Below are 14,976 nucleotides of genomic sequence, written 5' to 3' on the forward strand. Positions count from 1 at the left end.
GACGGCCGGCTATTTCCCGGGCACGCCTCGCGCGTTGCATGACCGTACAGCCGGTATTGCGGGCGTTGCCGGCACTGCTGTTCGGCTGCACCTTCGCCTCGACGGCGCACGCCCAGGCCGCGGCTAGCGGCAATGGCGCAAACAACGCGCAGGCGCAGCCCGCTGCGGCTACGGCGGCGTCGTCAACGACCGTGACCTGGTCGTTGCGGCAATTGGGTGCGCAATACGCGCTCAACCTGCGCGGTGTCGACGGCAGCAACACGGTGCCGGTCGGCGTGCGCGACGATCAGGTCGTGAGCGGTGCGCGCCTGAATCTGCGCTATGCCTATTCGCCGGCGCTGCTGCCCGATCTCTCGCACATCAACGTGCTGGTCAACGACCAGGTGGCGGCCTCGATCGCGGTGCCGAAGGATACGGCCGGCGCGAGCCTGCAGCGCACGATCGCACTGCCGGCGTATCTGTTCACCTCGAACAGCAAGTTGCGCCTGCAACTGATCGGCCACTACACCACGCAGTGCGAGGACCCGCTGCATTCGAGCCTGTGGGCCAACATCAGCAACGAAAGCACGCTGAGCGTCGATACGCAGCCGCTGCCGCAGGCCAACGATCTGGCGCGCCTGCCCAAGCCGTTCTTCGACGGCCAGGACATCCGCCGGCTGAACCTGCCGGTCGTGTTCGCGGGCAATCCCGATACGGCCGCGCTCGAGGCCGCAGGCGCGGTGTCGTCGTGGTTCGGCGCGCTGGCCAGCTATCGGGGCGCAGACTTCCCGGTGTCGCTCTCCACCGTGCCCGCGCAGGGCAACGCTGTCGTCATCGTCGAAGGCGCGCAGCAGGCGGCGCTCGCCGGAGCGCCGTTGCAAGGTCCGACGCTCGCCATCGTCAGCAACCCGAACGATCCCAACGGCAAGCTGCTGCTCGTCATGGGCCGCGACGGCAAGGAACTCAAGCAGGCGGCCGACGCGCTGGTCACGGGCAGCCAGACGCTGGCGGGCTCGAGCGCGCTCATCACGCATTTCGCCGATCTCGCGCCGCGCAAGCCCTACGATGCGCCGCGCTGGCTGCGCACCGACCGCCCCGTATCGTTCGGTAAGCTGATCGACACCACACAGTTGAGCGTGTCGGGCTACAGCCCGGAACTCATTCGCATCAATACGCGCGTGCCGCCCGACCTGTTCGGCTGGCACGCGTCCAACGTGCCGATCGACCTGCATTACCGCTACACGCCGCAGCCTTACATGGTCAATTCGTCGCTGCTGTTCAGCGTCAGCGATCAGTTCATGAAGTCGATTCCGCTGCTGCCGCTCGAGCGCCTGGAAGGCGGCGACAAGCTGCGCGCCGAAGTGCTGCCCGACAGCAGCCTGCCGCGCCGGGCGAAACTGGAAGTGCCGCTGGAGTCGCTTCTGCAGCCGAACACGCAGCTGCAGTTCCGCTACATGTACGACTACATCAAGCAGGGCGAGTGCCGGGACATCATCATCGACAACGTGCGCGGCGCGATCGATCCCGAATCGACGATCGACTTGTCGAGGTATCCGCACTACATCGCGATGCCGAACCTGGCCGCGTTCGCCCAGGCGGGTTTCCCGTTCGCGCGCATGGCCGACCTGTCCGACACGGACGTCGTGCTCGGCGCCAATGCAGGGCCGCAGGAGTACAGCACGTATCTGGCCGTGATGGGCCGCATGGGCGACTCGACCGGCTATCCGGCGCGCGGCGTGACCGTGCTGCGCGGCCAGCGCATCGACGCCATGCCTGCGGCGAAGGATCTGCTTGTGATCGCCTCGGGCGCCGATCAGGCCTGGCTCAAGGACTGGGCGGCGTACATGCCCGCGGCGTACGACCACGGCGCGCAGTTCTCGCTCTCGGATCTGCCCGGCCGCGTGCGTGGGTGGTTCCACGCCAATCCGCGTCTCGATTCGGCACCCGGGCGCCTGTCGCTCGCCTGGACGGGGCCGGGCGTAAGCGCCGTGCTGGCGGGCTTCGAGTCGCCGAAGGAAAAGGGCCGCAGCGTGGTCATGCTGGTCAGCAATCAACCCGACGGTCTCAAGGATGCGGCCGCGGCGTTGCTGGGCGTGCCGAACTACGACAAGCAGCCCATCCAGGGCAGCCTCGTGTCGATCCGCGGCACCGAAGTCGATGCGCTCGTGGGCGAGCACACGTACTACGTCGGGCATCTGGGCCTGTGGCGCGGCCTCGACTGGTGGCTGGCTTCGTTCGGCGTGTCGCTGGCCTCGCTGCTGAAGGCGCTCGGTGTCGTCGCGCTCGTGCTGCTGGCGGCAGGTGGGTTCGTGGCCTTGCGGCGCCGTCAGGCGCGACGCGATGCCGAAGCCGAGGCGCGGCTGCGCGCAAAGCAGCACGCGCAACAATAATCAGGAAACCTTCATGTTAGTCAGCCGCAGCCAGGCCTGTGTTCTGGGTTTGTTGCTCACCTCGGTCAGCCACCCCGCGTGGGCGCAGGACGCTAGCTCCAGAATGCTGCTGGAGCAGGGCCGCTATTGGCAGGCGCATGACAAGCCCGATCTGGCCGCGCAGTCCTGGTCGAAGCTGCTGCTGACCGATCCGAAGCAGCCCGAAGGCCTCTATGGCATGGGGTCGATCGCGGTGGGCAAGAAGCAGTTTGCCGTCGCCAAAGACTATCTGGCGAGGCTGCGCGCCGCTGCGCCCGACAGCCGCTTTGTGCCGCTGCTCGAGCAGGACCTGCGTCTTGCCGTGGAGCCTGGCAAGTCGACGTTCGCCAAGGCGCGCCAGATGGCGCAGGACGCCGTCAACCAGAACGACCCGAAGGCGCTGGCGGCCGCGATCGCGCAATACGACAGGGCATTGGGTGGCAAGGCCCCGCAGGGCAGCGTGGCGCGCGAGTACTACACCTTCCTCGGCTATACGGACGGCGGCGTGGATCCGGCCATTCAGGGCTTGACGCGCCTGAACGCCGAGACGCCCGATCCGTATACCCAGTTGGCGCTGGCCCAGCATCAGGTGCGCGACGAACGCTATCGTGCCGCGGGCGTCGCGTTGCTGGAAAAGCTGGCCGCGCGCCCGGACATCGGCGGCGCGGCCACGGAAGCCTGGCGCTCCGTGCTGACCTGGGTCACGCCCACGCCGAAGAACAAGTCGTGGTTCGAGGACTATCTGAAGCTGCATCCCGATGACGATGAAATCCGCCATCAGATGCTCTCGCCGCGCGCGGCGGGCGCCCCTGCCGTGCCGGTCATGGACCCGCGCCTGACGCGCGGCTTCGCGGCGTTCAAGGCGGGCGACATCACGACCGCGGAACAATCCTTCACCGATGTGCTGCGCGACAAACCCAACGACACCGATGCGCTCGGCGGGCTGGGTCTGGTGCGCATGCAACAGGGCGATCTGGCGCAGGCGCAGACGCTGCTCGCGCGCGCCGTCGCGCGTCCGGGCGCCGGAGCCAACTGGAACAAGGCGCTCGCTTCGGCACGCTTCTGGCTGCTGGTGAATCAGGCCGAAGGCGCGCAAAGCGTGGGCGACTACGCCGCCGCGCGCAGCAAGCTCGACCAGGCGCTGCGCATGGACCCCGCGGAGCCGGGCGGCCGCAATGCGTCGGCCCGGCTGTATGCGGCGCAGGGCGATCTGGTCCGCGCCGAAAAGGTCTACCGCGAGGTGTTGGCGGCACATCCGAACAACCGCGAGGCGGTGAGCGGGCTCGTCGATATCCTCGCCGCGACGGGGCGCGCCGACGAGGCCCAGAAGTGGGTCGACGGCATGCCACCCGAGCAGCAGGCCGGCATCGGCGGCCTCGACCGTTTGCGTGCCGCCGTCGCCGCGGGCCGCGCCGACGCCGCCGAGCAGCGCGGCGATCTGGATGCCGCGCAACGGATCCTCGAAGACGCGCAGCGCCGCGATCCCGACAATCCGTGGATCCGTCTGGAACTGGCGCGCTACGAACTGAGGCAGGGCCATGCCGACGAGGCGCGGGAACTCGTGGACGGCCTGCTCGCTTCGAACCCCGACAATCCCGACGCCCTCTACGCAAGCACGCTGCTCGCCATGCAGATGGGCGACTGGACGCGCGCACAGGACACGATGGCGCGCATTCCCACCGCCGCGCGAACGCCGAACATGGTCGCGACGGCGCAGCAGATCGATTTCCAGGCGGTGGCGGCGCAAGCCTCGCAACTGGCGCGCGACGGCAATCTGGACGACGCGCGCAATATGCTGGCGCGGCTCGAAGCGTCGGCGGGCAAGGACCCGGCGCGGGTGAGCGCACTGGCCCAGGCCTATGTCGACGCGGGCAATCTGCCGCGCGCGATGGCCTTGATGCACGGGCTGATGCCGGGCGGCCTGAAGGGCAGCGGTCCCGATGTGCAACTGGCCTATGGGGGTCTGCTGCTCAAGACCGGCCAGAACGTTCAGGCCCAGGACGTGATCCGCGGGTTGCAGGGCGAGACGCTGACCGCAGACCAGCGCCGGCAACTGGACGATCTGAACTACCTCTACGCCGTGCGCCTGGCCGAGCAGCAACGCCAGCAAGGCGACCTTGCGCAGGCCTACGACACGCTCGCGCCGATTCTCGCGAAGCGGCCCAACGACAGCCTGGCCAACGCCGCGCTGGCGCGCATGTATGCGGCCGACGGCCAATACAACAAGGCACTGTCGCTTTATCGGAAGGCGCTCGCGAACGATCCCGACAACCCCGGTCTGGAGCTGGGCGTGGCGATGACGGCGGTGCAGGCCGGCGAGGGCGGCGTGGCGGACGCCGCCTTGAAACAGGCCGTTGCGAAGGCGCCGAACGATCCGGACGTGCTGGCGGGCGCCGCGCGCATCTACGTCATGCAGGGCAAGACCCGCGAGGCGCAGTCGCTGCTGGTGACGGCCATCGCCGCCAAGGAAAAGCGGCTCGGCGTGCAGGCGCAAGGCGTCCACGTGGCGGGCAATCCCTTCGTGCACGACGACGATCGCCGCCGCCGTGCGGCTCGCGAGAAGCGCCAGCCGGCTGCCAATGCGTTTGCCGCGCAGGGCACAGCAGGCGCTGCCACTGATGGCGCGCTCGTGAACGACGCCGGAACGGCTTCCGGTCTCGCGCCTGCAACGACGTCGAAGGCGGCGCGTGCGTCTGCGTTGCCTTCCGTGGCCGGCACGCCGATCGGCGAGCAGGCGCCGCAGGACGCGGTGGCCACGAGCGCGCCTCAGGAGGGCGCCATCTCGCTCGACGACATGCGCAACGAACTCGACGATATCCGCTCGGAGCGCTCAGCGGAAATTCGCGGTGGCCTGTTCGTCTCGTCGAACAACAGCGCCGGCGGGACCTCGCAATTGACGGATGTGCAGCAGCCGCTCGAAGCCTTGCTGCCGGTCGGCAACGGCAAGCTGTCGCTGCGCGTGACGCCGGTGGAACTCGAGGGCGGCACGCTCGGCACCGATGTCTACAGCAGCAGCCAGTTCGGCGGCGGCCCGGTCGCCGCGCAGGCGCAGAAAGACGGCACGGTCGCCGCGCCCGGTGCGCAGAGCGCCCATGGCGTGGGTCTCGGCGTGGGTTACGAGACGCGCAAGTGGGCGTTCGACATCGGCACGACGCCTTTGGGTTTCCAGTACACCAATGTCGTCGGCGGCGCGTCGTTCAAGAGCGCCATCGATGCGAAGGCGGGCAGCTGGTTCAACGCGGGCGTGTCGCGCCGCGCCGTGACCGACAGCATCACGTCGTTCGCCGGTTCGACCGACGCGCGCTCGGGCTTGCGCTGGGGCGGCGTGACCGCCACGGGGCTGCATGGCGCGATCGGCCTCGACAACCAGGATTTCGGCTTCTACGGCTACGGTTCCGTGAAGTACCTGGACGGCTATAGCGTCCAGTCCAACGAAGGCGCCGAAGTCGGCGCGGGCACGTACTGGTACCTGCTTCGCAGCGCCAGCAACATGCTGACCATCGGCATGAATCTGAGCGGCGAGTTCTACCGCCACGACCAAAACAACTTCACTTACGGCAACGGCGGCTACTTCAGTCCGCAGCGCTTCTATGCGTTCACCGTGCCCATCACGTGGGCGCAGCGCTCGGATCGCTGGACCTACAAGCTGCAAGGGTCGGCAGGTCTGCAGTACTACCACGAGGCCGGCGGGGCGTACTTCCCGACCGACAGCACGCTGCAGGCGGCCGCCGTCACAGCAGCATCGTCGCTTGGCTTGAGCGACGGCGCGGTCCATCCCGCGCAGTCGAAGACCGGCATCGGCTACAACCTGCTGGCCGCGGCCGAATACCGCTTCAGCAATCACCTCACGGGCGGCGCGTCGGTGGGCGCCAACAACTCGTCCAGCTACCGCCAGTGGGTGGCTGGCCTGTATCTGCGCTTCAGCTTCGCACCGCAGACGAAGTCGCTGGATATGCCGGTCATGCCTTACCAGTCGCACTACAACGATCAGTAGCCCGGTCGGTCGGAGATCGATCGTTTTTCAGGAGTCTTAAGTTCATGCTTGCTTCCGTACTTGCAGGTCTCAGTATTCTCATGATTGGCGACAGCCATCTGAGCGAGCCGGGTTATCTCATCGACACATTGCAGGACCAGTTGATCGCCGCCGGCGCGCAGGTGCATACCTACGGGGTGTGCGGCAGCGTGCCGGGCGACTGGGTGAAGTCGGTCCCGGGCACCTGCGGCGGCGCCACGCGCAACGGCAAGGCACCGCTCGTCGTCGATCACAGCGCGAAGACGCAGCCTATCGATCAACTGGTCGCGGCGAACAAGGCCAACCTCGTCATCATCGTCGAAGGGGACACGTTCGGCGGATACGGCAAGGACGATTTTCCCAAGAGCTGGGCGTGGCAGCAGGTCACGGCGCTCACGCAAGACCTGGCCGCCAGCAAGACGGCGTGCGTCTGGGTCGGGCCGGCGTGGGGCTCGGAGGGCGGCAAGTACCAGAAGACCTTTGCGCGCGTGAAGCAGCTCTCGTCGTTCCTCGCCACCAATGTCGCGCCGTGCCAGTACATCGACTCGCTCACGTTTTCGAAGCCGGGCGAATGGGCGACGGTCGACGGTCAGCATTTGACGACGACCGGCTACAAGTACTGGGGCGCCGACATCATGAAGGCGCTGGTCAAGCTGCCGGTCGTCCAGCACAAGTAAGACGCCGCCGCTTCGTCACATCGAGAGTTGGAGAAAAACAATGAAAAACGTCCTTTCCCAGCCGTTGCGCTTCGTTGTTCGCGGCCTCGCGCTGTCCGGCTTCGCGCTGTCCGCGCAACTGGCCGTCCAACTGGCCGTACCGTTCGCCATTGAACCGGCCATGGCCGCCGATATCCCGCTGTACCCGACCGGTCCCGCGGAGGATTCGTCGTTCGTGCGTTTCGTCGATGGCGGATCGCATCCCGTGGATGTGACCTCGGCAGGTTCGAAAGCACGCCTGACGCTCGATGCCGAGAACCCGGCCAGCCGCTTCTTTCCGATCGCCGCGGGCAAACCCGTAGCCGGCACGCTGACGGCGGGCGGGGCGCACCAGGACGTAAGCGCGACCGTTAAGCCCGGCGAGTTCGTCAGCATCGTCGCGCTCGACGGGGTGGAGAAGGGCGCGCGTTCGCAGGTCGTGACGATCCGCGAAAAACCGGACGACTTCAACGCGCTCAAAGCCTCGGTGGGCTTTTACAACCTCGATGCGCACTGCGCGACGCCCACGCTGAAAGTGCCGGGCCGCGACATCGTGCTGCTCGACGGCGTGGCCGCGGGCCAGAGCAAGCGCCGGCAGGTCAACCCGGTCGCGCTGTCGGTGCAGCTCGCCTGCGGCGGTCAGCCGGTGGGGCAGCCGCTGAATCTGGGCACGCTCGTCGCGGGACAGCGTTATACGGTGTTCCTCGTGCCGGCCGGTGCACAGTCGCGCATCTTCTTCGCGAACGACGCGGTGAGCCGCTGATCGCATGGTTTTCGCGTCCCTCGAATTCCTGACGCTGTTTCTGCCGGCCTTCCTCGCGATCTATGTCATGTCGCCCGCGCGCTGGCGCAACGGCGTGCTGCTCTTTTGCAGCTGGTTCTTCTATGCCTGGTGGAGCCCGGTCTTTCTGTTGCTGTTCATCGCGCTGACGCTCTGCGGCTGGTTCGGCGGCGTGGTCATCGACCGCGCGCCGAGCCCCCGTGCACGCGGCGGATGGCTCGCGGTCTTCATCGCTGTGAACGTTGCGATCCTATGCTGGTACAAGTACGCCAACATCGTGGTCGATAGTCTCGACAATGTGCTGGCGGCAGGCCATGCGGGGCCGATTCCCTGGCAACACGTCGTGTTGCCTATCGGACTGTCCTTCATCGTCCTGCAATCGATCTCGTACCTGATCGACGTGCAGCGCGGCACGGTCCCGGCCGACCGCAGTGTGATCCGCTATGGGGCCTATCAGGGAATGTTCGTACACCTGATCGCCGGGCCGATCATTCGCTACGCGTGGGTCAAGCGCGAGCTGGTGTCGCGCACGGTCGACTGGGACGCTTTTGCAGCGGGCGCGCGGCGGCTCATGGTGGGCATGAGCATGAAGGTGCTCGTGGCCGACACGCTGTCGCCCATCGTCGACGCGGTCTTCGCCATGCATGCCCCCACGCTGGCGGACGCGTGGCTCGGTTGCGGCTTCTACACGCTGCAGCTGTTCTTCGATTTCGCGGGCTATAGCGCCATGGCCATCGGGCTGGGGCAGATGCTGGGCTTTCGCTTCCCCGAGAACTTCAATCATCCGTACCTCGCCAGCAGCATTCAGGACTTCTGGCGTCGCTGGCACTTGTCGCTGTCGAGCTGGATTCGCGATTACCTGTACATCCCGCTAGGCGGCAACCGCGATGGCGAGTGGCAGACCTGCCGGAACCTGCTGCTGACCATGGCCCTCGCGGGCCTGTGGCACGGCGGCGATAGCTGGAACTTCCTGCTGTGGGGTATCGCTCACGGTGTGGCACTGACGGTGGCGCGGCTCTGGCGGCGCGCCGGCATGCCCGTTGTGCCGCTCTGGTTGTCGCACGTGCTGACGCTCGTGTTCGTCATGCTCGCGTGGACGCTGTTCCGCGCGGTGGGTTTTCATGCGGCGCTCGCCATGTACCGTGGCCAGTTCGGCTTGAACGGAATCGGCTTCAGCGACGCCACGATCGTGCTGCTGCGGCCCGTGCATGGGCTGGCCGCCGCGCTGGGCATCGTCTGTGTGCTGCTGCCGGTCTGGCAATCGCGCTGGGAGCGCCTCGCGGATACGGCTCCAGGCCGGTTGTGGCAGGCCGTGTGGCCGCTCGCGGGCTTTCTGCTGTCGTTCGGGTTGATCGTCGCGCGCGGCGCGGTGCCTTTCCTTTACTTCCAGTTCTGACGCCATGGAAGATCCCAAGCCGCTACCGCTACTACCCGCTACGCGCGCCGGCAAGGTCGTTGCCGTCATGCTGATGGGCTTCCTGTTCGCGGGCCTGTTCTTCAATATCCGGTTCGCGTCGACGACGGCAGCGCTGTTGCCTCACGCCGTCACGCGTGCGGGCATGCTGGACGGCACGGTGTCGAAGGAACTCGCCAGCCGCATGGCCGATACGCCGATCGCCGCCGACGCCGCGCGCATGCAGCGCGCGCTGGGCTGGCTGACGCTGGGCGATCTGGGCCCGCGCGTGCGGCAAGGCTGTCCCGGCTGGCTGTTCCTGCGCGACGAACTGAATGTGTATGCCGACGGCGACCGCCATCTCGCGGCGCGCGCCGAAACGGTCGCCGCCGTGCAGCGCGAACTGGCGCGTCGCGGCATTGCGTTGCTCGTCGCCGTGGTGCCCGACAAGTCGCGCATCGAACCGCAACATCTGTGCGGCCTGTATCGGCCGGTATCGCTGAGTGCGCGCCTGAGCGACTGGACAGCGCGTCTCGCAGCCGTTGGCGTGCCCGTGGTGGACCTGGGCCCGGCGCTGCGCGGCGTGCCGCGCGATGCATTTTTCCGGACCGACACGCACTGGACCCAGGACGGCGCGGGCGCCGCGGCGCGCGCGGTGGCGCAGCGCATTCGGGCGATGGACGAACCGCCGGGTTCGAGCGTGTCGAGCCAGCCCGGCTACCGCGTTGCCGACAAGCTGGCCGCCCGGCGGCCGGGCGACCTCGTGCGGCTGGCGGGGCTCGATGCGTTGCCGGTGTCCTGGCAGCCGCGAGCGGAGATCGTGACTGGCCGGGCCTACCTTCATGTGGCCCAGGCGGCTGCGTCGGCGGACGACCTGTTCGGCGATGCCGATCTGCCGGGTATCGCGGTCATCGGCACCTCGTATTCGACGACGTCCGATTTCGTGCCGCAACTGGCGTTGGCATTAGGCCAGGGCGTGGGGAATTTCGCGCGCGAAGGCGGCAAGTTCGGCGGCGCGGCGCGCGCGTATTTCGCGAGCGCCGCGTATGCCCAGACGCCGCCCAAACTCGTGGTTTGGGAACTCGACGAACGGGATTTGCAGGCGCCGCTCGAAGCGGAAGACGACGTTGTCGTAGCGAAATCCCGTCCGGTCGGCACGATGGCTTCGCGTTGAGGCTTCCGGTCCGGGTAATCGATGCAGCGGGCCGCCTGCGGTCAGGCCTTCAGCAGCTCGGCTGCGAAAGAATTCGCATGCGCTACGGCCTCTTGCGCGTTGATGAACACGCCGAGTTCCTCCCAGCGCTCCTCGACCGCGTATGTGCCTTTTATCGCGAGCGCCCTCTGCACGCGTAATTGCGCTGCGTACCTGCCGTCCTCCAGGGGGTGAGCCGTCGCGATGATCCTGTGCGGAGGGCTGGGTCTTTCTGGCTGAACCAGCTGGGCAGGACCATCAGGCATGCCGACATCCTTCAACTCGTTGCGGGCGTTGCAGTCCGGGCAGTAGAAACACCAACCCTCGTCCTCCTGACTGGATCTGACCTGCCCGCGAGCCAGCACGGCACGACATTCAACGTTTTCGCAGATGAACGGCATCGCAGTCTCCGGAGTTGTTTGAAGGGAGCCTAGCACGTCCGCCGTCGGTCAACCATTGGCGATGTTGCCGGGCCCGGCGTCAAGGAAAACCCTCAAGCGCGCGCCTATGTCGTCGCCTCAAGCCGCACTCGCAACGCTCCATATCGGCCCGATGGCTGCCTTCGGAGAAGCTGACCTCCGAGCCGAACGGCAGCGCGCAGTCCTGGGTGTAGAAGAAGAACCACGCGCCCTCGCGCGCGAAGTACGCCCGGAAACAGGGCGAATCGCCACGCACGTCCGGAGCGTCGGAACAGCGAAACCAGTAGGTGGTCCCATCCAGGACGCCGTGTGCGAGGCGGTGCGAAGGGACTTCGTCGCAAGCCGGGGACTGGAAGGCAAGGGCGCGACTCACGTTTCCACTGGGCAGGAGAACGGTCACTTGACCGGCGACGCGCGCCTCGCAGGTGGGCGCCGTGTTATTCGGAGCCGGATCGATTGCGTTGCCACCCGTGCCGGGACACCTAATCAGGGAGCGAACGTGTGCGAGGTGGAAAGACGGTATCGCCTTCGATCCGGGGCGGAGGGGCTTGATGTTTTCCACGCTGCGGCTCCTGTGCAATTGGTACTCGGACAACTGCAAGGATAGGATTTCAGCGGCTTGATGTCTGCGACCTGGCGGCGCACATCGAGGCTCCACTCCACCTTTTGGGCAGAGCGGCCTCTCGTCAATCGTAGGAGGTTGATATCTCCACTAACATTTCTACCCCTACGCGACCTTGCGGGTCAGATCCACCTGTCCGGATGCGCCGGCGCTCAGCTCGGCGCGATCCGATTCGGGCACTTCTCCCGCGCGCCGATGGATGTCGTGCGTGACGAAGCCTTGCTCGCGGCTCGGGATCGCGAACCAGTCCGGTTGCGCAAACGACGCGCGAATGTCTTCGACGCCGCTCGACCAGTGCTCTTGCATGGTGTCGGCGCTGAATTCGTAGTCCTTGTAATGCCCTTCGTAAGGCTTGTTCTTGTAGATCAGATGGACCACATTGATCGACGAACCATCGGCCACCTTCTCGGCGAGCCCGAAGAGGGGATCGCTGCGGCGCGCCTCGGCGGGCACGTGCTCGAGGAGTTCCTTGATAAAGCGCGCGTGCTTTTGCCGATCGGCAAGCATGTTGGTGATGGCGCGCGTGCGGCTCGAATATTGAATGTCCTTGGCGCGCTCGGCCACGTCCAGGAAATCGGCGGGCACGTTGCCGCTCGCGCTCCATAGATCGACCTGGAAAACGAGCGTGTCCTTGTGGTCCGCGTCACGCAGCACCTCCGTGAGCGGTGTGTTCGACACGAGGCCGCCGTCCCAGTAGTACTCGCCTTCGATTTCCACGGCCGGAAAACCAGGCGGCAGCGCGCCCGATGCCATGAAGTGCTCGGGCTCGAGCCGCATTTTGGCGTTGTCGAAATAGACGAGATTGCCGCTGCGCACGTTCACGGCACCCACCGACACCCGGATCGGGCCGTCGTTGATACGGTCGAAATCGGCGAAACGTTGCAGCGTCGACTTCAGCGCGGCGGTGTCGTAGTAGCTCACCGCACTCGGCATCGCCTTCTGCCAGCCCGCGACCGGCAGCGGGCGGCGCGGGGCGAAAAACCCCGGCTGGCCTTCGGTGAGTGCGCGACCCGCGGCCCACATGCTGGCCCAACGGCGCGACAATTCCTGATGGCTGAACAGCGGCATGGCGAGCGCGCCGAGGTTCCCGAACCAGTCGAGTGGATGGCAGATCGACTCCCAGAAACCACGCAGCGCTTCGACGCGCCGCGCGGGCTCGTTGCCCGCAATAATCGCCGTGTTGAGCGCGCCGATCGACACGCCCGCAATGCGATGCGGTTCGACCCCGGCCTGCGCGAGCCCTTCGAACACGCCGGCCTGATAAGACCCGAGCGCGCCGCCGCCCTGCAAAACAAGGGCGATTTCATCGTAGCGCGGCAGCTCAAAGGGCTTGCGCTCCGTGCGGGCGGTTAGATTGCTGCTGCGCATACGTTCTCCGTTCGTTGGTTGCTTAGTGCATCGACCAGCCGTGCGTGACGAGCACCGACTGGCCCGTCAACGCCTGCGACCCGAAGCCCGCGAGGAACGCGACCGTGTTAGCCACGTCGTCGAGCGAGGTGAACTCGCCGTCCACGGTGTCCTTAAGCATCACGTTCTTGACGACGTCGGCTTCGGAAATGCCGAGCGCCTTGGCCTGCTCGGGGATCTGCTTGTCGACGAGCGGCGTACGCACGAAACCCGGGCACACGACGTTGGCGCGCACACCGCGCGGTCCGCCTTCCTTCGCCACGACGCGGGCCAGGCCGAGCAGACCGTGCTTCGCCGTGACATAAGCCGCCTTGAGCTTCGACGCCTCGTGCGAGTGGACCGATCCCATGTAGACGATCGAGCCGCCCTTGCCGCTGCCGTACATATGCTTGAGCGCGGCCTTGGTGGTGAGAAACGCGCCGTCGAGATGGATCGCGAGCATCTTCTTCCAGTCGGCGAACGGGAACTCGTCCACCGGGCTGATGATCTGGATGCCCGCGTTCGACACGAGCACGTCGATCCCGCCGAACGCTTTCGCCGCTTCGTCGATCCCGGCATTCACGGCTTCCTCGTTGGTGACATCCATCGCCACGGCGAGGGCCTTGCCGCCCGCGGCTAAGATGCTGTCCGCCACCTTCCCGGCGTTCGCGAGATTGAGGTCGGCGATCACGACCGCCGCACCCTGGCTCGCGAACGTGCGCGCGCAATGTTCGCCAATGCCGCTGGCGGCGCCCGTGATGACGGCAACCTTATCTTTCAAAGACATGTGTATTCCTTACTAAAAGCGATTGATAAACAGATCAGGCGAGCTCGGCTTCGGGTTCGCCCAGGGCCGCGTCGTGGCTCGATGCCGCGGCGAGATAGTCGAAGGCGACCTCGCCGATATCGAGCGTGAGGTCCGCAATGACGTGACGTGCGCCCACCACGCGGCGCACCGGCAGATCGGCGACGGGCGCGAGCGCATGCGGATGCAGCTCGATCGCGGCCGGGCCGCTCCATGCGCCTCGCACCGTCACGTCGCGCAGATAGAAGCGCACGAGCTCGCAGATGCGCGCCGTGCCGTCCACATGCGGAATGATCTTGAGAAGGTAGTTGGGCGTGTCGGCGAGCTTGCGGCGCTCGTCTTCGCTGTTGAGCACGTGATGCTTGTAGCCCATTGTGCCGGTCGCGATGCGCTGCGTGCCGTAATCGAGCGTGCCGAGCAGCGTGTCGTTGCCATCGACTGCGAGCACGGGGCGCGCGAGCTTCTTCGGGAAGCCCCAGATTTCACGGCCGCCGGCAATCGGGCCTTCGTCGTCGAGATACATCGAATGCGTGTAATTTGCGAGGCGGCCTTGCGGATCGCGTACGGAAATCACCTGTCCGCTTTCGGTGTAGTCGCCAAAACCCGACGAGTCGGGCATGCGGATGAATTCGTAATGCACGAGATTATTTTCCGGCTTTAGCGGCTCCGGCACGATGGCGCGCAGCGCATCGGGATCGGTCTCGTACGTGATGATGAAATATTCGCGATTGACGAAGCGAAACGGCGGCCGCGGATACGCGGGGTTGTGCATGGGCATCGCGAACGCATCGCGACGGATTCTTGCCAGATCCATATTGTTCTCCAGGCTAGGCTGCATGAAAACGTCGCAACAGATATTAGAGGGAAAACATGACACGATCGCATTTATGACGATAAAACACCGTTCCAATTTCGTTAAATAAAAAGGAAATTGAAAGTTTATTGGCCATCCCAGCGTCATTTTCGTGTGATTGTCACAACCCCGCGTATGGCAATTTTTGCAGCTTAATCATGACATTACGTTCGTTGCGCCAGAAACATATGACGAATGCTGATCAAAACGGGAAATAGATTAATGCGTGGATTGGCAGAGGAGGCCGGCCACTTCGCAAAGGGAAGGAACGTCTCGATCCGGCATAGGTGTACTTCGTCTAAATTAAGCAGGAATGCGAAGTATGCAGGTTGCCTGGAAAGAGCCGCCGCGATACCGGATCGGCGCGCGCCGAACACCATGTTATATGACATCTCTTATGGATGGCCTGGCGTAAGATATCCTCGCTTCCG

At 65.8% G+C, this 14,976-nt stretch carries 11 protein-coding genes; 6 read left to right on the forward strand and 5 right to left on the reverse strand.

Features of this window, described 5'->3' with window-relative positions; genetic code table 11:
• The first annotated feature begins 38 nt into the window (after nucleotides 1–38).
• From bcsB to M3A49_RS06580, 6 genes are read left to right on the forward strand one after another with little or no spacing between them, the layout of a single operon-like run.
• Entirely contained in the window at nucleotides 39–2,369 is a 2,331-nt protein-coding gene (gene bcsB / locus M3A49_RS06555; protein ID WP_266227966.1) for a cellulose biosynthesis cyclic di-GMP-binding regulatory protein BcsB, read from the forward strand.
• Nucleotides 2,370–2,382: 13 nt separating this feature from the next.
• Nucleotides 2,383–6,381, forward strand: coding sequence for a cellulose biosynthesis protein BcsC (locus M3A49_RS06560; protein WP_266227967.1), 3,999 nt, complete (start codon nucleotides 2,383–2,385; stop codon nucleotides 6,379–6,381).
• A 44-nt stretch (nucleotides 6,382–6,425) separates the two neighbouring features.
• Complete coding sequence (locus M3A49_RS06565) at nucleotides 6,426–7,076, forward strand: SGNH/GDSL hydrolase family protein (RefSeq protein WP_266227968.1); 651 nt, start codon at nucleotides 6,426–6,428, stop codon at nucleotides 7,074–7,076.
• Nucleotides 7,077–7,116: 40 nt separating this feature from the next.
• Nucleotides 7,117–7,857: a cell division protein FtsQ gene (locus M3A49_RS06570; protein WP_266227969.1), complete on the forward strand. Its 741-nt coding sequence runs from the start codon at nucleotides 7,117–7,119 to the stop codon at nucleotides 7,855–7,857.
• Between the two features lie 4 nt (nucleotides 7,858–7,861).
• Nucleotides 7,862–9,271, forward strand: coding sequence for an MBOAT family O-acyltransferase (locus tag M3A49_RS06575; RefSeq protein ID WP_266227970.1), 1,410 nt, complete (start codon nucleotides 7,862–7,864; stop codon nucleotides 9,269–9,271).
• 4 nt (nucleotides 9,272–9,275) lie between these two features.
• Entirely contained in the window at nucleotides 9,276–10,442 is a 1,167-nt protein-coding gene (locus tag M3A49_RS06580; RefSeq protein ID WP_266227971.1) for an alginate O-acetyltransferase AlgX-related protein, read from the forward strand.
• 41 nt (nucleotides 10,443–10,483) lie between these two features.
• Here the strand turns inward: M3A49_RS06580 and M3A49_RS06585 are convergent, their stop codons facing one another.
• The 5 genes from M3A49_RS06585 to M3A49_RS06605 form a co-directional block, all read right to left on the reverse strand.
• Nucleotides 10,484–10,861: a hypothetical protein gene (locus M3A49_RS06585; protein ID WP_266227973.1), complete on the reverse strand. Its 378-nt coding sequence runs from the start codon at nucleotides 10,859–10,861 to the stop codon at nucleotides 10,484–10,486.
• 79 nt (nucleotides 10,862–10,940) lie between these two features.
• The gene (locus M3A49_RS06590) at nucleotides 10,941–11,441 is read right to left on the reverse strand and encodes a hypothetical protein (protein ID WP_266227974.1); all 501 of its coding nucleotides are present in this window, start codon (nucleotides 11,439–11,441) and stop codon (nucleotides 10,941–10,943) included.
• Nucleotides 11,442–11,606: 165 nt separating this feature from the next.
• Entirely contained in the window at nucleotides 11,607–12,869 is a 1,263-nt protein-coding gene (locus M3A49_RS06595) for a DUF3734 domain-containing protein (RefSeq protein ID WP_254354574.1), read from the reverse strand.
• Nucleotides 12,870–12,891: 22 nt separating this feature from the next.
• Nucleotides 12,892–13,674, reverse strand: a complete 783-nt coding sequence (locus M3A49_RS06600) for a 3-hydroxybutyrate dehydrogenase (protein ID WP_266227976.1) — start codon at nucleotides 13,672–13,674, stop codon at nucleotides 12,892–12,894.
• Nucleotides 13,675–13,708: 34 nt separating this feature from the next.
• A complete protein-coding gene (locus tag M3A49_RS06605) occupies nucleotides 13,709–14,506 on the reverse strand; it encodes an acetoacetate decarboxylase (RefSeq protein WP_266227977.1) in 798 nt (265 codons plus the stop codon).
• Nucleotides 14,507–14,976: the final 470 nt, after the last annotated feature.

This window comes from Paraburkholderia sp. CNPSo 3076 (assembly GCF_026343935.1).
Classification (GTDB): domain Bacteria; phylum Pseudomonadota; class Gammaproteobacteria; order Burkholderiales; family Burkholderiaceae; genus Paraburkholderia; species Paraburkholderia nodosa.